Origin of the sequence: Anaerobutyricum soehngenii, from assembly GCF_009697165.1 — a bacterium.
GTDB classification, from domain to species: Bacteria; Bacillota; Clostridia; order Lachnospirales; family Lachnospiraceae; genus Anaerobutyricum; species Anaerobutyricum soehngenii.
The window spans coordinates 64,307-86,970 of the sequence record NZ_VULP01000008.1; the positions used below are offsets into that span (position 1 = coordinate 64,307).

Here is a 22,664-nt window from a genome sequence, read left to right on the forward strand (position 1 = left end):
CCCATGATTTTCCTGTAAAATACAAAAGTCATCATGAGCAGCTTGTAATATTCTTCTAATCTTCTTCCTGGTAATAAAAATTTCCGCGGATACCTTTTGAACCAAAGTAATTAATGAATGCTTCCGGATCTTCCTTTTTAATATCCATAACTAACACCCTCGTCGCATCCGAATTCACCACACTGTAAAGCATTGCTTTTTCTTCATTTTTATAACATCCAATACCCTTAAATAAAGTTGCATCATGATTCGTCTTTTTCAAGATAATATTATAAACTTCATCCGGCTTCTTCGTAATAATAAACAAAGTATCTTTATCATATCGTTTATACATCATATTAATCATCTGTGTAGATGCATACTGGAAAATAATAGAGTACAATGCCACATTCATACCATAAATACATCCTGCAATAAGAAGAACTGCAACATTTCCCATAAAAATATAGTTCCAGACACTGATTCCCTTTTTCTTGGAGATTATCATACTGATAAAATCCGTTCCACCACTTGTCGCATGACTATTTAAAATAAGAGCAATTAATGTTCCATTAATAATCCCACCAAAAATAGAAATCAACAATAAATCATCCGTAACAAAATGAGAAGGAATCGCATCGACTGCGATACTGGTCACAAAAATGCAGAGAACCGAACGAAGTGTATACTTTTTACCAACTACCCGGTAACATATCGTTGCCGGAACTGCATTAAGAAGTATACTGAATAATGAATATGGCACACTGATATGCAAAAATGTTCTGCAAATATGCTGCAGAAGCAAGGAGATTCCTGTCGCACCTCCCGGCAGCAGATTTCCCGCATTTACAAAAACATTTACATTCACCGCATATAAAATCGAAGCCACAATAACAATCAGCGAATCTTTTATGTCCCTTCGAATTTCCAGCTTATGATATAATTCCTCTCCCATCTTCTGTTTATCAAGAATCTCTGAATCAGGAACCAGTTCCTCTTTGAGTTCTTTTTTTAAATCTTCTCTCAATTCTTTTATTGGTACTTTCTTCATATAAATCCTCCAATCAAATGTATATTCCATTTATCGAATCTCATTATAATACAGAATCTATATCTTTGATACCTCTATATATAATTTTTATTTTAAGTTCACCAAATACGCTTCTTTCTCATTCGTAAGCAATAATTTTCTTTCCTTTTTTGCAACATACATCTCTAATGTCCCCCGAATTTCTTCCGGTATGTCCAATTCTCTATAAGCATCCTCCTGCAAATTATAAAGATAATACACATCATCGGAATCTGTTCCTAATAAAACATAATCTCCATTAATCTGCATTATATGAACATCTTCTGCCTGTTTTAAAGGAATTACCTTCTTTTGTTTTGTTATAAGATTCTCTATTTCTAGCTGCTTTTTCTTCATATCACACTGATAAGTCCAGCAGCCTTTAATATCACCATATTCAGGATATACTTTCACTTTTCCAGTTTCAAGATCAATATAATTTAGTCGATAGAATTCGGTATTGTTTTTGGTAAATGCATCTCCAACAGCGGCAATATGGTCATCATTAATGAAATCATATTCATTAGAAAGTGCATAGCCTGAAAGTCCTTCTACTTTTCTTTCCGTTTCGTTTTCTGTGTTAAAGACAGTCCAATATGATTTGCTGTGATTGATTAAGATATATTTTCCATCTGGAGACATGCTCATATTCATTCCGTCCCCAGGTTTTGCGACCTGTCTACATTCTCCACTTTTTAGATTTACGCAAAGAATTTGTTCATTTCCTTTGGCATTTTCTACGGAAAGGTAAACTTCTCCCTGCTTATTTATCTGATCAAATACCTGCACTAGATTTTCGCTGTAATTATAGCCGAAAATCTCCTGACCGATGATGGAATATTGGAAAAAGAATGTATTTCTCTTATAACTGCCCGAAAAGGATTGCATTGGCAATTTGCTAAGCTTGCCATCTTTAATGCTATAAACTTTCTCTATAATTTCATCGGAATCTCCTTCTGTTTTACTCTCATAAATAAAACTTTCATTCGTTCCCACAATCTGAAGACTATCTTTCATTGGTACTTTTTCAATTTGTGAAACGGAGTCTTGCCCTTCATCTGCTTTGTTATTTCTTCGGCGAACTCTTCCTGTTTCTTCCTCATTACTTCTGCCATTTTTTCCTTTCTGATTATCAGAAGAACTTTTTATCTGAAATGTCTGCTCAATCCAATCACGAAAAACAGTAGAAACTCTAGCCGCTGTCTGTACTCCAATGCTCAGCACTATAACACAGATTACAATTGCTACAGCAACTCTTACACCAGACAGCTTTCTCATATCTTTTTCTGTGTTTTCTGAAGAATTTACAAAGAAAAATCTTCGAATCATTGATGGTTTTCTTTTTTGAATATCTTCTGCCGCTTCCCTAATAAAGCGATCCTCACAGGCATCAATCGCACGAAACAGTTCCTTTTTATCCATCAGATCAACTCCTTTTCCTGCAAATATTGCTGCAACTTTTCACGAAGTCTGGCAAGTCGCATAGAGGCTGTTTTTTCTGTGATTCCATAGTCTTTTGCGATGTCTTTTACCGGCTGCAAAAACCAGTAGCGACGTAAAAATAGAATTCTTTTTTTCTCTGGAAGTTCAGAAAGAAACATATTAATTGCCATTTGTAACTCTTTAAATTCTACAGCTTCAGATGCTTCTGTTCCATCACTCACACATTCTTCCAGCTCATCAAGCGAAGCTTCATACTCACTGTTTCGCTTTTTTACATGATTAAATTCATATTTTTTCAGAGAAAGATTTTTTATAATCCGGCATATGTACGCCTTAAATGGGTTTGGTTCTTTCGGAGGAATCTTATTCCAGAGTGTAAGATATGTATCGTTCACACACTCCTCACTGTCCCTTGTATCATTTAAAATATTGATGGAAATCGAATGACACAGCTTTCCATACTTTACATCAGTCTGCTCAATCGCATTTTCAGAACGCTTAAAATATAAAGCAATAATTTCTTTATCTGTCATATTGTTCACTCCTTTATTTCTCAAGATTCACCAAATAGACTTCTTTTTCATTTGTAAATAACAACGCATTTTCTTTTTGTGAAAAATACACTTGTAACATATACCGTAACTCTTCCGGCGGATTTAATTTCACTGCTGTTTTCTCTTTTATGTTGCAAAGATAAGAGGGCAAATCTTCCTCATTCCATATGAGAAAATAATCTTTATAAATGGATATGGAATAAGATGGATTTGTCTCTATATTTTTCATCAAAAATTCTTTACCTGTAACTATATTCTGAAATAATGCTGTTTTCTTTTTTACACTATAATCGCAATTCCATTCTGGAGTCACATTTCCACATTCGGTATATTCTTTCGTTTTTCCTGTAGAAATATCTGTGTAATATAAAGTTTCATAATCTCCTTCATTATTTACCTTGCCACCTACTGCAATGTGCGTAGTATCTATAAAGTTCAATGTATCAATTTCCAAATTTTTATTCTCTAGCTTTTCCAGGTTCTTTTCTTCCTTTGTCTGTAAATCAAAAGAAGTCCACTTTCTCTTTACACTTCCATCCGACTGGATGAGATTATATTGCACCAACGCATATCTGCCATTCGGTGCCATCACAAAGTCAATCACTGTTTTTGAAGCCAGCTCACTTTGTATTTCACCAGTTTTTAAATTAATTGCAACAAGACGTTTCCCATTTTGACTAGAATTTTGCCTATATTCTTTTGCAGAAGTCTCAAGAACTGCATAAATGGTATTCTTCTGCATTACTGGAAAAACTTTTTCTACCGCTCCATGTATGTTGTAGGCAAAAATCTCGTTATCAATCGTTGAATATTCAAAAGAAATTTCTAAATGCTTATAATGTCCCTCAAATTTCTTCTTCAAAAGTTCCTTTTGTTTTTTTCCCTCAATCGAAAATACCTTCTCCATTTTTTCTTCTATTCCATCATAACTTGTTTCATAGCGTAACATCTTTACTAAGTTCTTCCATAAAATCTTCGGACTTTTTCTTTTCCTGTGCCTCTGTTTTTGGCTTATGGGTATATGTCCATGCATAATTATATACAAGCTGACTTTGATTAAAAGAAGAAAATTCTTCTTCCGTCACAACTGCAGCTCCAAATTTTACTGCATCAAACATTGTATCATTATTATTTTGAAACAAGGCACTGTAATCTGAGAGAGCAACCAGTCCTGTTATTTTCCATTTTCTTTTTCCACTTTGCAAACTGTCTCCCACAGATAATTTATTATTATCCGCATACATTCTGTCAATTGCAATTTCTCCAGTTTTTTCTGGCAGCTTCCCTTTCATCAGACAGACTTTATCCACCTTCGTCCTGTTTTTAAAAATACGAAGTGTTGTCCCGTTAAGCAATGCTTTTTCTACATAAAAATTCTCATAAAGTGTTACCCCTTTTTTTTCGATATCTTCCTGTTGATTTTTATATATTTTTTCTTCTGTTTCAAACTTTCCATCTTCAATATTATATTTTTGAAAGCTGTTGTTATATGCTGTTAACATACTTCCATCGGCCACTAAAAATCCGGACACAAAACCGATTGTTGCAGCCATAAGGATGAATACAACCAAATACTTCCCGATTTCTTCTCGAAGTTCCCGAAAAAATCTTTTTCTTAAAGGATTCTTCATGCCCAATCACCTACCATTCCAGTTCCATTGCCGGAATCTTCTGTTCATTCGTATAATTTTTCCGAATCATTCCATCTCTTAATTTTATAACACGATCTGCCATATCTTTGATTGCATCATTATGCGTTACCATCACAACTGTATTTCCATATTTTTGATTTACCGTTTCTATCAATCTTAAAATATCCTTTGACGTATTATAATCAAGTGCCCCTGTCGGCTCATCACAAAGCAGAATATCTGGATTCTTTACGATTGCTCTTCCAATTGCTGTTCTTTGCTGCTGTCCGCCAGAAAGCTGATTTGGAAGCTTACGCTGATGTTCATCAAGTCCTAATGTATGTAAAAGCTCATCAACATCAAGTGGTTTATCACTTAAATACGCTCCAACTTCAATATTTTCCCTTACCGTAAGATTCGGAATTAAATTATACATCTGAAAAATATAACCAAGGTGTATTCTCCGATACAAGGACAGTTTCTTCTCTGTCATATCCTCAATCTGCTCTCCTTCAATCGTTATACTTCCGGAATCTGCTCCATCAATACCACCAATGATATTTAACAATGTAGACTTTCCTGAACCAGAAGGTCCAAGCAAAACACAAAATTCTCCTTTTTCAATTCCCAGATCAATACCTTTTAATACATTAACCTGGCTGTCACCTATACCAAAAGACTTTTTAATCTGTTTTATTTCTAAAAACATAAGCACTAACACCTTTCTTTCTATTTTTATCTCAGTCGAGAAGACTCCCACCTCTTTCAGGTGGTGAGTGACAGCAAATTTGTCTCAGTGGGAGTCCAATCTCCGACTGAGATAAACGCTCCGCGAGGATGCGCAGTGATTCTGTAAAGAATATGTCAGCTTACGCTGACCAAAATCACGCGCCAAGTCTCGCGGCTGCTCGACTTGAATATAAGTTAGTATAAATTATCTTTTATACGTTTAGACTAATATTACTATCTTTATACTATTTTATGTTAGTTTTAACTTACCAAAATGTCAATAGCTTTTTCAAAACTTCTCCCTTTATTCAAACAACTTTTTATCTCTTAAAAAAACAAAAAACCTGAAAATTATAATATACAAAACTATAGTGCGGAGCCGATGAATGTAATAAAACATTCTTCATAAAGCTCTGTAATACAGTTTTATATATTATAATTTTCAGGTTTTCTATTATTTATCTGTTTTTCAATCTACAAGAGAAAATCCCTTTCTTTATTTGTTAAGCAAACAAAAATCAAAGATTCTTCAATACTTCCATTACTCCATTTTCATCGTTTGTCTTTTCTGTTACATACTTTGCCAATGATTTCAAAGTCGGATGTCCATTCTTCATACAGTAACTTTCACCACAGCTTTCTAACAAAGACATATCGTTTAAATAATCACCAAATGCCATTGCCTCTTCACGTGCGATACTATATTTTTCACAGATTGCTTTTACTGCATTTCCTTTTCCTTCTGTCTTGTTTGCAATGTCTATCCAGCTTGCACCGGATAAAACCGTACTCAGATTTTTACCGACATTTTCAAAATATTTCATGGATTCTTCTGCTTTTTCTTTCTTAAAATAAACAGCTACTTTTACGATTGCATCATTTTTCACAGCTTCCCTTAAGTCCTTCACGATTGTTTTACGCTCATAATACATTTCTACGTTATAACGGATCTCCTCGTCTGGTTCTGTGACATATGCTGACTTCGCCCCACAGACAACTGCTGTTGCATAAGGAACTTTTTCAATCAGGTCAATACAGTTTAATACATCCTGCTTATCCATTTCATCTTTAAAAATGACCTCACCTTTTTCAAATACAAGACCACCATTTTCTGCAATGAAAGTAAGCTTGTCTCTGATTTCCATAAAGTCTTTTTCTAAAGTATAATACTGTCTTCCACTAGCAATCACTACTTTTATTTCCGGATGCTTTTCTACCCATGGAATAAATTCTGCCGGTTTTTCCTTTTTACTGTTAAGTAATGTTCCATCCATGTCCAGTGCAACTAATTTTATGTTCATTCTGTTCTCCTTAAATCAAACCATGTTCTATACAATAATAATAAATTCCCTCTTCCGTAACATCCCCGCAAATGACATCTGCCGCTGCCTTCACATCTTCTGTCGCATTGCCCATCGCAACACCAATCCCTGCTGCCTGCAGCATTTCGATATCGTTTGAACCATCACCAAATGCAATCGCATTCTCTTTTTTCAAGTGATAATATTCTAAAACTTTTTCTACGCCAACGCCTTTATTTCCTTTTGCCGGTGTAATATCTGCTGCTCGTGGCCACCAGGCAGTAATTCTTGCACCATCTACATCTTTTAACAGTGCTTCATACTCTTCCTTACCACAGCCAACCATGAGCTGATATACCTTCCCATTCATGATTTTTTCAAAATCATCCGCTACCTTTACCTTTTGCTTTCCGATAGCAAAGTAATCCGCCAAGTCTTTATCACAGCCGTTCGCAGCACATCCTTCTACGTTTGCAACAGAAATCGGACGATTAATTGCGGCAGCATTTGCAACAATTTTCCTCACATCTTCAATTAATATTGGATTTTCAAAAATAACTTCATCTTTTGTATAACAATAAGATGCGTTAAAAGCTAAAAAGACATCAAAATCAATTCCCGGAAAAGTCGGAACCATATATGGACCTCGTCCTGTCGCAATACATAAAATAATTCCATTCTTTTTCAATCGCTTTAATGTCTCGATCATCTTAGGAGAAATTATCTTCTTCTCCATGTCAACTAAAGTTCCATCCACATCAAAAAAGGCTATTTTTATATCTTTTGCAGCATCTTTTTTCATATATTTCTCCTGGTATATTCTTCTGATTTTTTACACAACACTCCTATTATTTTACAGCTTTTTGTTTTCCTGTCAAGTAGAAATTATCCTATGAGTAATTTCCGCAACTCTCTCCTCTTCTCTATGTCCAGTTTTAAAAAAATGCGTGTAATCACATTTTTGATATATCCATAGGAATAATTCATCTGCTCGGCAATCTCCTTATTTTCCATTCCCTGTGCAACAGCCAGGGCAACTTTCCATTCAACTGGTGTTAGTTTTTCCTGTATTCTCTTTCTGTTTTCCTGAATTTGCGTATCTATAACAGTCTTTCGTGAATTTTGCGCACTTCTTGCAAGATGCATCTCTACTCTCGCAAGAAGAACCTCTTTGGCAAAAGGCTTCACAATATAGTCTGTTGCCCCTGCTTTTAACCCTTTTACTTCATAATCCGATTCTGAAAATCCTGTAAGAAAAATAACCGGTACTTCTTCACATCCTGGAATTCCTTTTATCTTTTCTAACGTCATATATCCATCCATTTCCGGCATAGCAATATCAAGCAATATCAAATTGGGAATAATCCCCTTTTTTAATAACGTAATTCCCTGCTTTCCTCCTTTTGCCACACTGACACTGTATAAATCAGAAAGTATTTCTTCGGCAGTTTTTAATAAAATAATATCATCGTCTATAATCAATATGCTTTTTTTAATCATAGCCTTTCTCCCATTCTTCCATAAGCTGTTCCGCTTCATCAAACTCTAAATTCCGAACGGATTTCTGTATCTTTTCCAATTGTTTTCTTTGGTCTGCATCCTTTTCTAAAGATAATAATATTTCTATCTGTTCTTCTGCGTATTTTCCCTGATATCTTCCAATCGCACAAAGAAGCTTTTTCTTTGCTTCTTTATATTTTTTCTCAAAACCTTCATTGCAACCATCTCCTTCAGCCTGCTTTGGACTATCCTTTGCGCTATTTTTTAAAAGAAACGGTTCTGTATATTTGATAAAAAAGCATATGCCCTGTACCACCCGCTCCCACTCAAAAAATAAAAGGGGGATTGCTTTATTTATGTAGTTCACATCTTGGAGCTTTCCTTTTTTCTCCATTGTAAAAGATAATTCATAAAGTTCTATTGCACCTATAGCCCTGGCATTACTTTTTAAAGTATGAAGCAATCCTGTCATATTTTTTATTTCATTTTGCGTCTGCTGCAATCTCTCGAAACTCTGAATTAACTGTTCTTTATTGGGCACATAGTATTCCACAAACAGTTCTGCTAACCTTCTATATTGCGAAATACTCCCACTTAGCAAACGTAATCCCTCTGAAAGTTCAATATCCCATTGTTTCATCTTCTGTTTCAATTCTAAAATCTGTTTTTCCTCTATTTTCCATTCTTCCCTTGCATCCTTTTCTCTTGAAATCAAATTTGCAGGAATGAATTGCAGCAATATCTCCTCTAGTCTATCCCACATAACCGGTTTTGAAAGATAATCCGCAAAACCTTCTGAAAGAAATTTCTGTCGAATACCTGTAGAAACATCAGCAGTAATAGCGATTATCGGCACTTCCTGTCCATTTTCCTCCTCTCTCAACTTGTGAAATGTTTCCATTCCATCCATCTCTGGCATCATATAATCAAGAAAAATCAAGTGATATTTTTTGCTTCTAACTTTTTCGATACATTCTAATCCACTACCTGCTTTATCTAACTGCATACTCGTTCTTTGCAAAAGAGATGCAAGCACCTGAAGATTCTGCTGGCTGTCATCCACGATCAAAACCTTCGCTTTCGGTGCAAAAAATCGTTTTCGGTCTTCCGATACCTTTTTACTTTCTTCGAAATTCCACTTCCCGATTTTCTCTTCTCCTGTACTTTTTAGCGGCAGACATACTGTAAATCGGCTTCCTTTCCCGTAGATACTCTCTGCATAAATCTGTCCTCCCATCTGTTCACAAAGTTCTTTTGCTATCGTAAGTCCTAAACCGCTTCCCTCAATATTTCTGTGCCGCTTCATATCCACACGTGTAAACATATCAAATAGTGTGTCCATATCCTCTTTTCGAATCCCGATTCCTGTATCTTTTACTGAAAAAATGATTTGGTCTCCGCTTGCATTAATTTCTAATGTAACCCGTCCTTCTTCCGTATATTTTACAGCATTGCTTATTAAATTTAAGATAACCTGCTTCGTATGTAACACATCTCCTGTCAAATACTTCGGCAGTTCTTCTTCCGCTTCAATAACAAAATCTATTTTTTTTGCCTCTGCCTGCTTCGTTCCAATCATCCATATTTCCTGTATAAGCTGTCTTAACTCAAACTTTTCTTCTGTAATATCCAGCTTTCCTGATTCAATTCTGGTAATATCCAATATGTTATTGATAAGTGATAATAAATATCGGCCTGCCTTCTCCACACTTTCTGCATACTGAACAATTTCTTTTGAGGCAGATTCCCTTAAAATCATTTCATTCATCCCAAGCATTACATTGATTGGTGTTCGGATCTCATGACTCATATTTGCAAGAAAGATACTTTTCGCCTGGTTTGCTTCCATCGCTTCTTCCCTTGCCTGCGTAAGAAAAATCTGCTGTTTTCTATAAATACGAAAATGAAAATACATTGCAGCGCCTAAAGATACACTCGCTACAACAACACCGGTCAATACATCAGCTACAATTTCTTTTTCTGAATGAAACCAGCTAACACAGACAGGGTAATAATAGGCGATTCCCATCGTAGCAATATAAATAACCAGCTCCAGTAAAACACTGAAAAACATCAGCCAGCCTTCTAACATAAAAACAGTAAATAAAACTCCGAAAATATAAAAGGACGGCATTCCTCCTTTATATCCCCCACTCTTAAAAAACATAAACGGAAATAAAATCATAAAAATTACAACTATCGTTATAAAATAACATCTTTGATATTTCTTCCTGTAATATGCGTAAAAAAGAAGCATGAGCGAAAGAACTGCAATTCCTGCATTTATAATAAGTATCCGCTTATCTCCATTGTTTAAATACGAAAAAACTCCATTACAAAGGCTGATGATACACCCAAGCGATGCCAAGACATTAAATAACCTCACTCGAAAGGGCAGATTCGACTGATAAAGTACTTTTCCAATTTCAAATAATCTTTTTCTATCCATAGTCTATTCCTTTTTTATATTTTTATAGTTCTATATCTATCCTTATAATTATATGATGTCACGAATTACTACGTAAATCTCTGCTTTCTCATATTTCGCGGATTCCAACGTCAAACACCTTATCGTTCACGCACGAACGGAGCTTTGATCTTTTAACCCTGATATCAATCATATTTTACCATAAAAAATGTGTTTGCACTGATAAGATTATGGACAGTCTTGGTATTTCTACAAAAAAAGAAATTCTTATAAGCAGCAAAATCAAACTTATAAGAATTTCCTTTCTTTATATTCTATTCTCCTGGATGACTTGAAATTACCTTTCCGGCATTCCATAACATTACTGTCTTTTTAGCGGCTTCTAGTCGTTCTTCTTCCGAGTGGAAGTCAATGGTCACAGAATGGCATCCACAATCCAGACACATTACATAATATCCACAGCCACTTTCTTCTTCTAACAATGATCCACCATCACATAATGGACAGTCATGAATCTCTAACATTTCTTCAATATCCATAATTAGCCTCTTTCTGTTGTTCTTTTTATTTTTTCAAACACATTATAACACTGTTTTTTTCAGTTGTCATGTGATTCGCATAATGAATTTTTTTTAAAACAAACAGTATGTAGATGAGGTATTAACTTTACGTTATGCGTTTGTCTTATTTATTTGCACTATCTGCATCTACTACAGACTGAATCTGTTTCATAAGTGCATCATAGTTATCCTGATTATCAATTCCTCCAACCATTGGCTCACCTACAACATTCCCTTTTCTGTCTACAAGAATTGTTGTCGGAAATGCCATAATCTCAGAGGCATATTTGCCTGCATCTGAATTAGCATCCAGTGCGAAATTACGATATTTTGCACCTTGGCTTTCAAGAATTTTCTTCGCTTCTTTTATTGTAGATTCCTTTCCGTCAAAAGTATCGGTATTCACTCCTACAACTTCCCCTCCCATTGACTTGATCGCATCATTTAATTCATTAAGCTTTGACAATTCTGCTACACAAGGCTTACATCCTGTAAACCAGAAATTCATAACCGTTACTGCATTTTTAGAAAAAAGACTTTCATCAACATCATTTCCATCAAAATCTTTTCCTGAAATATTATTGAATGCGATTATATCATCATCTTCGGATTCGGAAGCACCTGATGCATCCAGTTTGTTTTCGACTTCCGTTATCTGTTCTTCTATTCCCCGGATTGTCTCTATATCTTCTTTTAATGTTTTCAATTCATCATCCGTAAAAGACTTTTTGTTTGCTTCCACCGTAGAAGCAAGATAATCGGCATAGTCACCTGAACCGGCATCTGTTTTGGACATCTTGCTAAATACTTTTTCCCAGACATCTTTGTGTTTTTCAAAAATCTGGTTTTCCTGTTGATATAAATCATCCAGTTTTGCCTGCAGGTCTTCTGTCTTATCTGTCCCTTCTGACACAGATGCAGAATCTGCTTTTCCCGAATCCCCCTTTCCTGTACATGCAGTAAATGATAATGCTACACAAAGTGTAAGGATCATAATGATAGTTTTTCTTGTTTTCATGGTAAAAAACCTCCTTTTTATTTGTCATTAAATTTTATAAACTGATAGTGAATCGCATCTTTAGGACAAGCTTTCATGCAGGCTCCGCATCGTATACATTCCGGATGATTTGGAGTCTTTATGACGTTAACATCCATTTTGCATGCTTTTGTACATTGATGGCATCCGACACATTTCTCATCCTCAATCTTAATGCTAAGAAAAGATATCTTATTGAATAAAGAATAAATTGCGCCAAGCGGACAGATCCATTTACAAAATGGTCTGTAAAACAGAATGCTAAGCATGATTACTGTGATTAAAATAATCAATTTAAAAGAAAACAGTTTTCCAAGCGCTGAGCGAATGGCAGCATTTCCAAGCGACAGAGGTATCGCTCCTTCTAAAACTCCCTGAGGACAAATATATTTACAGAAGAACGGATCTCCCATTCCAATAGAATTTGTTACAACTACCGGAAGAAGTATAACAAAAACTAAAAGAATTATATATTTAAGATACCTTAGAGGCTTGAGCTTTTCTGTAGAAAACTTTTTCCCCGGAATTTTATGAAGTAAATCCTGAAACCACCCAAATGGACACAAGAACCCACATATAAATCTCCCGAAGACTACACCAAGTAAAATGAAAAATCCTGTTATATAGTACGTAAATTTAAACTTTGATGAACCTACGACTGCCTGAAAAGCTCCGATTGGACAGGCACCTGCTGCCGCAGGACAGGAATAACAATTCAATCCTGGCACACATACTGTTTTTGCATTTCCCTGATATATTCTTCCCTTAAATAGATTAGGGATATGTATATTGGTAAGTAATGTGGCAGCTGCCTGTATCCAGCCACGTAACCTGGCTATTTTTTTTGATATTACATTTGTTTTTTTATCCAATTCCTACACACTCCAGACATAATTTTATTGCTTTACTAAGCACAACCGTAGCTTCGCCTCTAACAGCGCCGTAGCCCATCATGCTCACACCAGCGATAAGTAAAATAAACTGTGATATTTTCCTGTATTTCAAGATTAGTATTACTCCTTTCTTATGCTATGTAGTATTCTATTTGTCTTTGTTGACCTGCTGACTTTTGTATTATACAATAGATGATGTAAAATTTCTGTTAAGCGAATGGAGAGATTATTTTGAGATTATTAATTGTTGAGGATGAAAAGAAATTATGTGATACCATCGCAAAAACTCTGTACCAGGCAGGTTATGAAGTAGATACCTGCTATGATGGTGATGAGGCACTTGATTATATTTTGGCAGAGAACTATGATCTAATCGTGCTTGATCTTAATCTGCCCGGCACAGATGGTATGGATATTCTAAAAGAACTCCGAAAGGAAAACGAAGAAACAAAGGTTCTCATTTTATCTGCAAGAAGCCAGATTGTGGATAAGGTTGAAGGCTTAGATGCCGGGGCTAATGATTATATGGAAAAACCTTTTCATTTGCAGGAATTAGAAGCCCGTATCCGAAGTCTGACAAGACGTAAATTTATACAAAAAGACATTTGTCTGCATTGTGGAGAGATCAAGTTTGATACGAAAAAACGGGAAGCATATGCGAAAGAGACGCTTGTATCTTTAACCAGAAAAGAAAATGGGATTTTAGAATATTTACTTCTTAATCAAGGCAGACCTGTCAGCCAGGAAGAACTTATTGAACATGTCTGGGATGCATCTGTAGACAGTTTTAGTGGATCTATCCGGGTACATATGTCTTCTCTTAGAAAAAAGTTTAAAGTTGTGCTTGGTTATGACCCCATCGTAAACAAAATAGGGGAAGGTTATAAGCTCGTGGAGGCTGTATCATGAAAAAAATATCACTTCAGTGGAGACTCACTATTATAACAACGTTACTGATTGCAATAATATGTGGATGCCTTACTATATTTATCTACAAAAATGGAGTCTACTATATCGACTCCCTGCAAAATACTGTAGATGCCAAAAGTGAAAATAACAGTAGAAATAATTCAGATAAAATCTATATCCGTATTCCGGATGAAGACTGGAATAATTTCGCAAAGAATTTTTCAATCCAGGTGTATAACAACAAAGCAGACTACAAAAGAAATAGCCTTATATTTTCAACATTGCTCTCCCTTCTTGGGGGTGTTCTTACCTTTTTCATTAGCGGTCATGCATTGAAACCACTATGTGATTTTTCCAAGAAAATTGAAGAAGTACAGGCACAAAACCTGTCGGATTCTCGAATAGAAGAAAGTAAAATTCCAGAACTGAATCAGCTCAGTACTTCATATAATAAGATGCTTGAACGTTTGTCGGAGGCATTTGAAATGCAACGGCAATTTACCGCCAATGCTGCGCATGAGCTTCGTACACCACTTGCTGTTATGCAACTTCAGATTGATCTTTATAATTCCACACAGCATCCGGACAATGATTCGTCTGCACAACAGACTATAAAAATGATTACCGAACAGACAGAGCGGCTCAGCAAAATGGTCAGGACACTTCTTGATATGAGTGAACTACAAACAATAGCACGAGATGAAGAAATCGAAATAGATGCACTGATTGAAGAAGTCCTTGCCGATTTAGAACCTCTTGCTCAGGAAAAAGACATAAGACTCACTGGAAAATGTGACAAAGTGATTTTAATAGGAAGCGATATACTTATCTACCGGCTGGTCTATAATCTTGTAGAAAATGCTATAAAATATAATATTTCCGGTGGTACGGTCACAGTAACAGCAACACAGCGAGACAAACATATTTATCTCGCTGTTGAGGACACTGGAAACGGAATTCCCGAAGAACTTAAAGAACGAATCTTTGAACCCTTTTTCCGTCTGGATAAATCCAGAAGCCGGGCACTTGGCGGTGTAGGTCTTGGTCTTGCACTCGTCCATGAAATTGTAAGGGTACATGACGGTAGCATTTTCGTTAAAGACAATGCGAACTCCGGCACAACTTTTGAGGTGATTTTTTCATAAATCCTTTTCGAATAAAGTTTCGAAAACACTTGTTTTATATAGTATCTCATGATACAATTATTATAAAAACATATGTTTATAAAGGAGAGTGTATTTTGATGAGCTATGGAAAGATAAGTGCAAAGCAGAAAGAGATACTGGAATATATAAAGCAATCCATTTTAAGCCATGGTTACCCACCGGCAGTTCGTGAAATCTGTGAAGCAGTTCATTTAAAGTCTACTTCTTCTGTACATTCTCACTTAGAGACTTTAGAGAAGAATGGATATATCAGACGTGATCCATCGAAACCAAGAGCAATTGAGATCATAGATGATAATTTTAACCTGACAAGAAGAGAACTTGTGAATGTACCTATTGTCGGAACGGTCACAGCAGGCGAACCAATCCTTGCAATCGAGAATATCCAGGGATACTTCCCAATCATGCCGGAGTTTGTAAACAACAAGCAGACATTTATGCTTAAGGTAAAGGGCGAAAGCATGATTAATGCAGGTATTTTTGACGGAGATTTTATTTTAGTAGAAGAAACACCAACTGCCTCAGATAATGATATTATTGTGGCATTATTAGAAGACTCTGTTACTGTAAAGAGATTTTATAAAGAAGAAGATCACATCCGCCTCCAGCCTGAGAACGATACGATGGATCCCATCATTATTCCACAAGGTGCCCCAATCTCTATTGTAGGTAAGGTTATCGGATTATATCGTGTATTTAAGTAATACTATGAATTTCATTACTTCTTCCTCATAATCACTTATATTATATAGAGGAAGAAGTAAAAAGAGTTCCCAGGACATCCACTCTGCAGAAGTATCTGTCCTGGGAACTCTTTTTAATTCTACTGTAAATCTTCTTTACTAATCTGTTTTCCATCTCTCCAGATTCTTTCCAAATCATAGAAAGCACGATCTTCTTTACTGAATACATGAACAATGATATCCTTGTAATCCATAAGAATCCAGTTTGCACTCTGGTATCCTTCAATCTGCTTTGCATCATATCCTGCTCTGCCAAGTGCTTCTTCTGCACTGTCAGCCATAGCCTGTACTTGATTACGGTTTAAACCATCTGCAATGATAAAATAATCAGCAAGAACAGATACTTCGCTGATATCTATAATTGTAATATCTTCTGCTTTTTTATCTTCTAATGCTTCTACAGCAAGAAGAGCCATTTTTTTAGATTCGTTCATGATTAATTCCTTTCTTTATAGTAATCATATGTTTTCTGTGTCATAGGATCAGTCACGCTTTTCTTTCTGGCAAGGTAGGCAATCGTATCTTCTAAAATAAGAAGCAGGCAGGCATCAATATCTTTAAATGCCAGTTCTCTTACTTTAGGCAGATCTTCTGCTTTATCTCTATTAGCCTCTATATAATCCGCAATAAAAACAATCTTATCGAGCAAAGACATATCCGGACAGCCTGTTGTATGCCAAATGATTGCAGAAAGTATTTCTGAATCAGTCACACCATATATTTCATTTGCAAAACATGCTCCAAGCTTTGCATGAAGTAGTTCCGGATTCTTTCGTTCGTAGTCTGAAACAGGAATTCCATAGCTTTCACACTTGGAAATCTTATCTTCAGAAGAAAGATATTTGGCACAATCATGAAGTAAACCTGCAATTCTTGCCTTCTCAATATCTACACCATACCGCATGGCAAGACAGGTACTGGTATATTCCACACCAATGGTATGTTCATATCTCTTTGAAGATAGTTTCTTTTTTAAATTTTCTTTTATTTTCTGTATTGGCATCATAGCTTTATTGCTCCTTTTTTTCTGCGTCCTGACCGTCTGGCTGATAAAGACCATGTTCATAAATATAATGCTCTACTTTATCAGGAAGAAGATATCGAATACTCTCACCATCTCTCACCCGTCTACGGATATCATTCGATGAGATTTCTAATACAGGAGAGTTTAAACGGTGTATTTCTGAATCATATTTATTCTCAATGTATTCAATCTGACTATTTAAAGAACTCCCTGTTCCGGCTCTCCCTGCTACTACGATTGTAGCCATTTTTAAGATTTGTTCCGGTTCTTTCCACGATTCAATATGATAAAGAGAATCTGCCCCCATAATAAAAAAGTATTCATAATCCGGATGGCGTTCGGTAAGGTGAGAGAGGGTCTCAACCGTATACGTGTTACCCTCTCTGTTAAGTTCTTCTTTAGAAAGCCGGAAATGCCCGTTATCTTCTATCGCAAGTTCTGCCATTGCTACTCTGTCCTCTTCCGTAACAGAATTGGAAATCTTTTTATAGTAAGGATTTTTCGTTGGCATAATCAAAATCTCATCCAGCTGAAATTGATGAAATGCTGTTTCTGCCAACAATAAATGTCCAAAATGAATGGGATTAAATGTTCCTCCCATAATACCTATTTTTTTATGATCTGCCATGACTTCATACCTGTATCTTTATGGTAATACGATTTTACTGTTTTCCTTCGCTGGTTTATATAATACAATCTTTTTACCGATAACCTGTACTACCTCAGAACGAGTTCTTTCTGCAAGAACTTCTGCAATTTCTCTTGTGTCATCAAAACAGTTCTTTAAAACAGATACTTTTACTAATTCTCTTTTATCAATTGCTTCGCGGATTCCCTCAATTACTTCTGGAGTAAGAGATGCTTTTCCAATCTGGAAAATAGGGTCCATTGTCATCGCCAGGCTTTTTAAATAAGCTCTTTGTTTGCTTGTCATAATATTTCCTTTCTATTCTATTTCTATTTTTCTATTTCTATATTTCTACTTCATTTTTTCTTTTTTTAATTGGTATTTATTTATAATAATCAAAGGCAAGGTTATATAACTGTACGGTATCCCCTTCTTCGATTCCCAGTTCCTCTAAACGATCTAAAATACCGTTTTCTTTCATAAACTTCTGGAAGAATTCAAATCCTTTTTCGGATTCTAAGTTCGTATATCCAAGCATACGCTCTACTTTAGGACCTTCTACACTGTATACGCCCGGTTCTTCCATCTTAACAACGATAGATTCCTGATCATCATCTTCCTGAAGTTCAAAGAAGTATTCCTGATCGAACTCAATCGGTTCTTCCGGTAATTCTTTTAAAAGATCATTAACATACCAAAGAAGTTCTTTTACACCCTGTCCACTTACTGCGGAAATCGGGAAAATCTTCATATCTTTGTCTGCGAAAGCTTCTTCAAGCATTTCAATGATCACTTCTCTGTCCTCTTCTGGCATCGCATCCATTTTATTGGCTGCGATTACCTGTGGGCGCTTGGCAAGTTCCGGATTATACGCCTCTAATTCTTTATTGATCGCTATGATATCTTCAATCGGATCTCTGCCTTCAACAGAGGCCGCATCTACAAGATGAATCATTACTTTCGTACGTTCAATATGACGTAAGAACTGATATCCAAGACCAACACCTTCTGAAGCACCTTCAATGATACCCGGAATATCCGCGATAACAAAACCGTTTCCTTCTGCTAAGTCTACTACACCAAGATTTGGATTAAGTGTAGTAAAATGATAATTGGCAATCTTTGGCTTGGCGTTTGTTACACGAGAAAGAAACGTAGACTTTCCAACATTCGGAAATCCAATCAATCCAACGTCTGCAATTACTTTAAGTTCTAAATCAACCCACAGTTCTTTTGCTCTTTGTCCTGGCTGTGCGTACTTTGGTGCCTGCATTGTTGCTGTAGCATAATGCTGATTACCCTTTCCACCACGACCACCTTTTAAAAGCACTACCGGTTCCGTACGATTTGCCATATCAAGAATGACTTTGCCGGTTTCTGCATCTTTTACAACCGTTCCTGCCGGCACTTTTAAAATCATATCTTCTCCGCTTGCTCCGGTACATTTCTTTTTCGAGCCTTCTTTTCCATCACCGGCACAATATTTTCTTTTATGTCTGTAGTCAACCAGTGTATTTAATCCAGGGTCAACTACAAATATTAAATCTCCGCCTTTTCCGCCGTCTCCGCCGTCCGGACCGCCGTCTGGTACATAAAGTTCTCTTCGGAAGCTGACATGTCCATCTCCGCCTTTTCCGGAGCGGATAAAGATGCGCGCACGATCTGCAAACATTACATACACATCCTTTCTATATATTTTTATCTATATTGTTGTCTATATATTTTCTGTTGTTGTATTTTGAAATATTGGTCAGAACCAGATTATAAATACATAGTTCTGCTAATTGAAATTTAATTTATAGTGAAATAATGCAGCTAAATATGCAATACTTCCAACATTCTACATGCATGCCCAAATAAATTTAAGCCGTCGAAAAATCACAAATAGCTACGGATATAATTTAAGAGTATAGAAGAAAAGCGGCTTCAAATCAAAACGCTTTGAAGCCGCTGATAAACAAGATTTAACTATGCCACTGGATGTACAGAGCACTGTTTTTTATCTCTGCCTTTTCTTTCGAAACGTACTACACCATCTACTAATGCAAATAATGTATCATCTCCACCGCGTCCTACATTAACGCCTGGATGAATCTTTGTACCACGCTGTCTGTAAAGAATATTACCAGCTTTTACAAATTGTCCGTCTGCTCTTTTCGCACCAAGTCTCTTGGACTCAGAATCACGTCCGTTCTTTGTGGAACCAACACCTTTCTTATGTGCGAAGAATTGAAGGTTCATTTTCATCATAGTCGTTACACCTCCCTTGTTATAACTTTTAACCAGATATCATACTGTTCTTCAATAGAATGAACTCCAAGATCAAAGGAATTCATCAACAACAATGCTTTGTCGCTGAGAGGATTCTTAAAAGTAACCTGAACAAGTCCAAGTTCTTCCTGTTCTGTCACCTCAAACTCATCATCAGTAAACATATCAAGACTGTTTACCAGATTAATTGTCAGTACAGATACAGAACAGCAGACTAAATCTGCTCCCTCTTCTACACTGTCAGCATGACCAATTACCTGAAATCCTTTATACTGATTCTCAGGCTTTTTGTAGATAGTAATCTGAATCATATCTCTACCAGTTTTTGTTTAACAAACTGTCTCGTCTGTTTCTGCTCACTTAACCTTAATTAAGCATTAATTTTTTCAATCTTAACTTTAGTATAAGGCTGTCTGTGACCCTGTTTTTTGTGGTAGCCTGTTTTTCTCTTGTACTTGTAAACGATAACTTTTTTATCTTTACCGTCTTCAACTACAGAAGCTTCTACTGTTGCACCTGCAACAACAGGATCTCCCACCTTAGTCTCTTCTCCGCCTACAACTAAAACCTGGTCAAATGTATAAGCAGATCCAGCTTCAACACCAAGCTTTTCAACTTTGATTACGTCGCCTTCGCTTACTTTATACTGTTTACCACCTGTTGCAATAATAGCGTACATATGGCACCTCCTAATAATTACTCGCCAGTTTTGGTGTTCTGTTATGAAACTTATACCGAACTGTGCGGCATACGGCTATTATAATAACAGCCATTCGATATAATGTCAAGTGTTTTTTATAAAAACTCTTTAAAAAACTCTTTGAAAATTTTTTAGTTTTTTTGCATTTTCCTGCAAACAGTTATTTGTTCCAAAAGAGGCCTTCTGACTTTACTCCGGGTCATCTCTACAAGATTTAATGCAGTCATATCTACAACATTACAGTGTATCCTGTCTTTTCTACATTCATTCTCTAATAAAAGTAGTAATTTTTCTTTCTGTTTTTCGTCTTTCATATTGATAAAATCAATCATAATGATACCGGAAATATTCCTCAGGCGGATCTGTCTTGCGATTTCTTTCGCGGCTTCACGATTTATTTGATAAAATAAAGTATCTTCCTGACGCTTTTTCTTTAACACACTTCCGGTATTTACATCAATTACAGTCATTGCCTCTGTATGTTCAATTACAAGACTTGCTCCGGATTTTAGCCATATATATTTGCCATAAGCTTCTTCATAATAATGAGCAAAACGATACAGGTTATAAAGGGAATAGGTATCTTCATAAAAAGTAACAGATATTTCATCAAAAGAAGTATCCTTTTTATAATACTCCTGCAATTCTTCATATATTTCCTTACTGTCTGTCAAAATCTCATCTAAGGCTTTTGCCGGCAGTTCTTTCCCAAGAGTAATATAATACGGCGGTTCTTTGTATAAAAGAGTCTTTCCCACAGCAATCTTCGCTTTTCTCATCAGCTCCTGATAGCGTTGCTGTAATACTTTTAACTCTTCTGTCAGTATTTCTTCTGCAATCCCTGCTGCATTCGTACGTACAATGATGCCGTAGTCTTCATCTGTATATTTTTTTGCAAGGGAATCTAATCTCTCTCTTTCCTCTTTCTTTCGAATTTTTTTTGAAATACCGATACGTTTTTCTGTAAGAGTAAAAACAAAATATTTGCCATCCAGACTAACGTTTCCTGTGCATACCGGCAGTTTTGTCTTAACAGCATCTTTCGTAATCTGCACTAAAATAATATCTCCGCCGTAAAGCTTATTTTCATGTCCAGGAGATAACTTTATCGGCTGTTCTCCAGATAAGGAATAATAACATTTCTGTCCCTCGCCTATTTCTAAAAAAGCTCCCTGAATTCCTTCCGCAATACGTTCTACTCTGGCTGCATAAATATTTCCAAGAAGACTTTCCTGTTCCTTTGGCTCACAATAAAGTTCTTCCGGAATACCATCCTGAAAATATCCATAACAGATGACTCCTTCTTTTTCTGATATGACTAACTTATTTTTTTTAATTTCCATATATGATAACCTCAATTTAATCTTCTGGCTGAAAAAAGACCGATGAACTTCTTCACCGGCCTTTTTATATAATTATATTAAATATATACTTTAATCTTTCGATACTTCACACCATGTGCAGATGCCTGACGATGACTGGAATAATAGACATCAATCCTTTTTCCTTTGATTGCTCCTCCAGTATCTTCTGCTGTATAGATAATCTTACCAATCTTAACCTTCGTTCCTAAAGGAATTAATCGCTTATCTACTGCAATCGTATGCTTTGCTCTTGGTCTTTTCCCACTGGCAGTCATACAGCCTGCCCACTTTCCTGCACAACTTCTACAGTTACAGTAACCGGTTGTGCGGACACGCATTGTTATGTAATTCTTAACAGTAACAACACTTTGTGCACAAATGTTTGTTCCGGCAATCCTTGCTGTAATAACTGCAGTACCTTTATCTTTTGCGGTAACCTGTCCGTTACGCTTTACCGTTGCAACTCTTTTCTTACTGGAAGTCCAGATTATCTTCTTTGAGCGGCTGTTAGATATGTTCACTCTTAACTTAATCTTATCGCCCCGCTCTACAACGGAACCCACTTTATTCAATCGTATCGACGCCTGTGGCTGAACACTTAACTGTGTATTGTTCGAATTAATCTGTTGTGCAGAAACCTTCTGCGGGAAAAGGCAGAGAAAGCTTAACATAAAAATGAATGCTGCGATGATGTTATACTGTTTACACTTCATAATAGACCTCCTTTTCGTCTTTC

Annotated in this window: 27 protein-coding genes; 3 read left to right on the forward strand and 24 right to left on the reverse strand. The window is 36.1% G+C overall.

Features of this window, described 5'->3' with window-relative positions:
* Positions 1-55: 55 nt before the first annotated feature.
* The 14 genes from FYJ25_RS05685 to FYJ25_RS05750 all read right to left on the reverse strand — a co-directional run bounded on the left by FYJ25_RS05685 (position 56) and on the right by FYJ25_RS05750 (position 13,238).
* Complete coding sequence (locus FYJ25_RS05685) at positions 56-1,030, reverse strand: YitT family protein (RefSeq protein ID WP_243145689.1); 975 nt, start codon at positions 1,028-1,030, stop codon at positions 56-58.
* An 87-nt stretch (positions 1,031-1,117) separates the two neighbouring features.
* Complete coding sequence (locus FYJ25_RS05690; protein ID WP_154580766.1) at positions 1,118-2,470, reverse strand: hypothetical protein; 1,353 nt, start codon at positions 2,468-2,470, stop codon at positions 1,118-1,120.
* A complete protein-coding gene (locus FYJ25_RS05695) occupies positions 2,470-3,024 on the reverse strand; it encodes an RNA polymerase sigma factor (RefSeq protein WP_154580767.1) in 555 nt (184 codons plus the stop codon). The genes FYJ25_RS05690 and FYJ25_RS05695 overlap by 1 nt, the downstream gene beginning before the upstream one ends.
* A 13-nt stretch (positions 3,025-3,037) precedes the next feature.
* A complete protein-coding gene (locus tag FYJ25_RS05700; RefSeq protein WP_154580768.1) occupies positions 3,038-3,994 on the reverse strand; it encodes a hypothetical protein in 957 nt (318 codons plus the stop codon).
* The gene (locus FYJ25_RS05705; protein WP_330578275.1) at positions 3,981-4,676 is read right to left on the reverse strand and encodes a hypothetical protein; all 696 of its coding nucleotides are present in this window, start codon (positions 4,674-4,676) and stop codon (positions 3,981-3,983) included. Before FYJ25_RS05705 ends, FYJ25_RS05700 begins: the two co-directional genes overlap by 14 nt.
* 10 nt (positions 4,677-4,686) lie before the next feature.
* On the reverse strand, positions 4,687-5,385 hold the full coding sequence (locus tag FYJ25_RS05710; RefSeq protein ID WP_096240291.1) for an ABC transporter ATP-binding protein: 699 nt from the start codon (positions 5,383-5,385) through the stop codon (positions 4,687-4,689).
* A 538-nt stretch (positions 5,386-5,923) separates the two neighbouring features.
* Entirely contained in the window at positions 5,924-6,706 is a 783-nt protein-coding gene (locus FYJ25_RS05715) for an HAD family hydrolase (RefSeq protein WP_096240293.1), read from the reverse strand.
* A gap of 10 nt (positions 6,707-6,716) precedes the next feature.
* Entirely contained in the window at positions 6,717-7,508 is a 792-nt protein-coding gene (locus FYJ25_RS05720) for a Cof-type HAD-IIB family hydrolase (protein WP_096240295.1), read from the reverse strand.
* An 83-nt stretch (positions 7,509-7,591) separates the two neighbouring features.
* Complete coding sequence (locus FYJ25_RS05725; RefSeq protein ID WP_096240297.1) at positions 7,592-8,206, reverse strand: response regulator transcription factor; 615 nt, start codon at positions 8,204-8,206, stop codon at positions 7,592-7,594.
* Complete coding sequence (locus FYJ25_RS05730) at positions 8,199-10,655, reverse strand: ATP-binding protein (protein ID WP_096240298.1); 2,457 nt, start codon at positions 10,653-10,655, stop codon at positions 8,199-8,201. Before FYJ25_RS05730 ends, FYJ25_RS05725 begins: the two co-directional genes overlap by 8 nt.
* A 293-nt stretch (positions 10,656-10,948) precedes the next feature.
* Positions 10,949-11,173 (reverse strand): Lar family restriction alleviation protein, encoded by a 225-nt coding sequence (locus FYJ25_RS05735; protein ID WP_021907483.1) that lies wholly within the window; start codon positions 11,171-11,173, stop codon positions 10,949-10,951.
* A gap of 145 nt (positions 11,174-11,318) precedes the next feature.
* Complete coding sequence (locus FYJ25_RS05740) at positions 11,319-12,212, reverse strand: TlpA disulfide reductase family protein (protein WP_096240302.1); 894 nt, start codon at positions 12,210-12,212, stop codon at positions 11,319-11,321.
* Positions 12,213-12,229: 17 nt separating this feature from the next.
* The gene (locus tag FYJ25_RS05745; RefSeq protein ID WP_096240304.1) at positions 12,230-13,102 is read right to left on the reverse strand and encodes a 4Fe-4S binding protein; all 873 of its coding nucleotides are present in this window, start codon (positions 13,100-13,102) and stop codon (positions 12,230-12,232) included.
* Positions 13,095-13,238 carry a CD1871A family CXXC motif-containing protein gene (locus FYJ25_RS05750; protein WP_096240306.1) on the reverse strand — a complete coding sequence of 48 codons (144 nt, stop codon included), beginning with the start codon at positions 13,236-13,238 and terminating at the stop codon, positions 13,095-13,097. The genes FYJ25_RS05745 and FYJ25_RS05750 overlap by 8 nt, the downstream gene beginning before the upstream one ends.
* Before the next feature lie 110 nt (positions 13,239-13,348).
* On the opposite strand from FYJ25_RS05750, the gene FYJ25_RS05755 reads away from it, so the two are divergent.
* The 3 genes from FYJ25_RS05755 (at position 13,349) to lexA (ending at position 15,902) form a co-directional block, all read left to right on the forward strand.
* The gene (locus tag FYJ25_RS05755) at positions 13,349-14,032 is read left to right on the forward strand and encodes a response regulator transcription factor (RefSeq protein ID WP_096240308.1); all 684 of its coding nucleotides are present in this window, start codon (positions 13,349-13,351) and stop codon (positions 14,030-14,032) included.
* On the forward strand, positions 14,029-15,177 hold the full coding sequence (locus FYJ25_RS05760; RefSeq protein WP_096240310.1) for a sensor histidine kinase: 1,149 nt from the start codon (positions 14,029-14,031) through the stop codon (positions 15,175-15,177). Before FYJ25_RS05755 ends, FYJ25_RS05760 begins: the two co-directional genes overlap by 4 nt.
* A gap of 98 nt (positions 15,178-15,275) precedes the next feature.
* Positions 15,276-15,902 (forward strand): transcriptional repressor LexA, encoded by a 627-nt coding sequence (gene lexA, locus FYJ25_RS05765; RefSeq protein ID WP_021907478.1) that lies wholly within the window; start codon positions 15,276-15,278, stop codon positions 15,900-15,902.
* Between the two features lie 119 nt (positions 15,903-16,021).
* Here the strand turns inward: lexA and rsfS are convergent, their stop codons facing one another.
* From rsfS to FYJ25_RS05815, 10 genes are all read right to left on the reverse strand, one after another.
* Positions 16,022-16,375 (reverse strand): ribosome silencing factor, encoded by a 354-nt coding sequence (gene rsfS / locus FYJ25_RS05770; RefSeq protein WP_096240312.1) that lies wholly within the window; start codon positions 16,373-16,375, stop codon positions 16,022-16,024.
* A gap of 2 nt (positions 16,376-16,377) precedes the next feature.
* Positions 16,378-16,947, reverse strand: coding sequence for a bis(5'-nucleosyl)-tetraphosphatase (symmetrical) YqeK (gene yqeK, locus FYJ25_RS05775; RefSeq protein WP_021907476.1), 570 nt, complete (start codon positions 16,945-16,947; stop codon positions 16,378-16,380).
* Between the two features lie 4 nt (positions 16,948-16,951).
* Positions 16,952-17,593, reverse strand: coding sequence for a nicotinate-nucleotide adenylyltransferase (gene nadD, locus FYJ25_RS05780; RefSeq protein ID WP_021907475.1), 642 nt, complete (start codon positions 17,591-17,593; stop codon positions 16,952-16,954).
* A gap of 18 nt (positions 17,594-17,611) precedes the next feature.
* A complete protein-coding gene (yhbY, locus tag FYJ25_RS05785) occupies positions 17,612-17,899 on the reverse strand; it encodes a ribosome assembly RNA-binding protein YhbY (RefSeq protein ID WP_154580770.1) in 288 nt (95 codons plus the stop codon).
* A 76-nt stretch (positions 17,900-17,975) separates the two neighbouring features.
* Positions 17,976-19,265 carry a GTPase ObgE gene (gene obgE / locus FYJ25_RS05790; protein ID WP_147608750.1) on the reverse strand — a complete coding sequence of 430 codons (1,290 nt, stop codon included), beginning with the start codon at positions 19,263-19,265 and terminating at the stop codon, positions 17,976-17,978.
* 296 nt (positions 19,266-19,561) lie between these two features.
* Positions 19,562-19,843: a 50S ribosomal protein L27 gene (gene rpmA / locus FYJ25_RS05795; RefSeq protein ID WP_005343674.1), complete on the reverse strand. Its 282-nt coding sequence runs from the start codon at positions 19,841-19,843 to the stop codon at positions 19,562-19,564.
* A gap of 5 nt (positions 19,844-19,848) precedes the next feature.
* Positions 19,849-20,175 (reverse strand): ribosomal-processing cysteine protease Prp, encoded by a 327-nt coding sequence (locus FYJ25_RS05800; protein ID WP_021907472.1) that lies wholly within the window; start codon positions 20,173-20,175, stop codon positions 19,849-19,851.
* Positions 20,176-20,234: 59 nt separating this feature from the next.
* Positions 20,235-20,543 carry a 50S ribosomal protein L21 gene (rplU, locus tag FYJ25_RS05805; RefSeq protein WP_005343669.1) on the reverse strand — a complete coding sequence of 103 codons (309 nt, stop codon included), beginning with the start codon at positions 20,541-20,543 and terminating at the stop codon, positions 20,235-20,237.
* Between the two features lie 152 nt (positions 20,544-20,695).
* Positions 20,696-21,907, reverse strand: coding sequence for a ribonuclease E/G (locus tag FYJ25_RS05810; RefSeq protein WP_154580771.1), 1,212 nt, complete (start codon positions 21,905-21,907; stop codon positions 20,696-20,698).
* A gap of 77 nt (positions 21,908-21,984) precedes the next feature.
* On the reverse strand, positions 21,985-22,641 hold the full coding sequence (locus tag FYJ25_RS05815; RefSeq protein WP_096240320.1) for a 3D domain-containing protein: 657 nt from the start codon (positions 22,639-22,641) through the stop codon (positions 21,985-21,987).
* Positions 22,642-22,664: the final 23 nt, after the last annotated feature.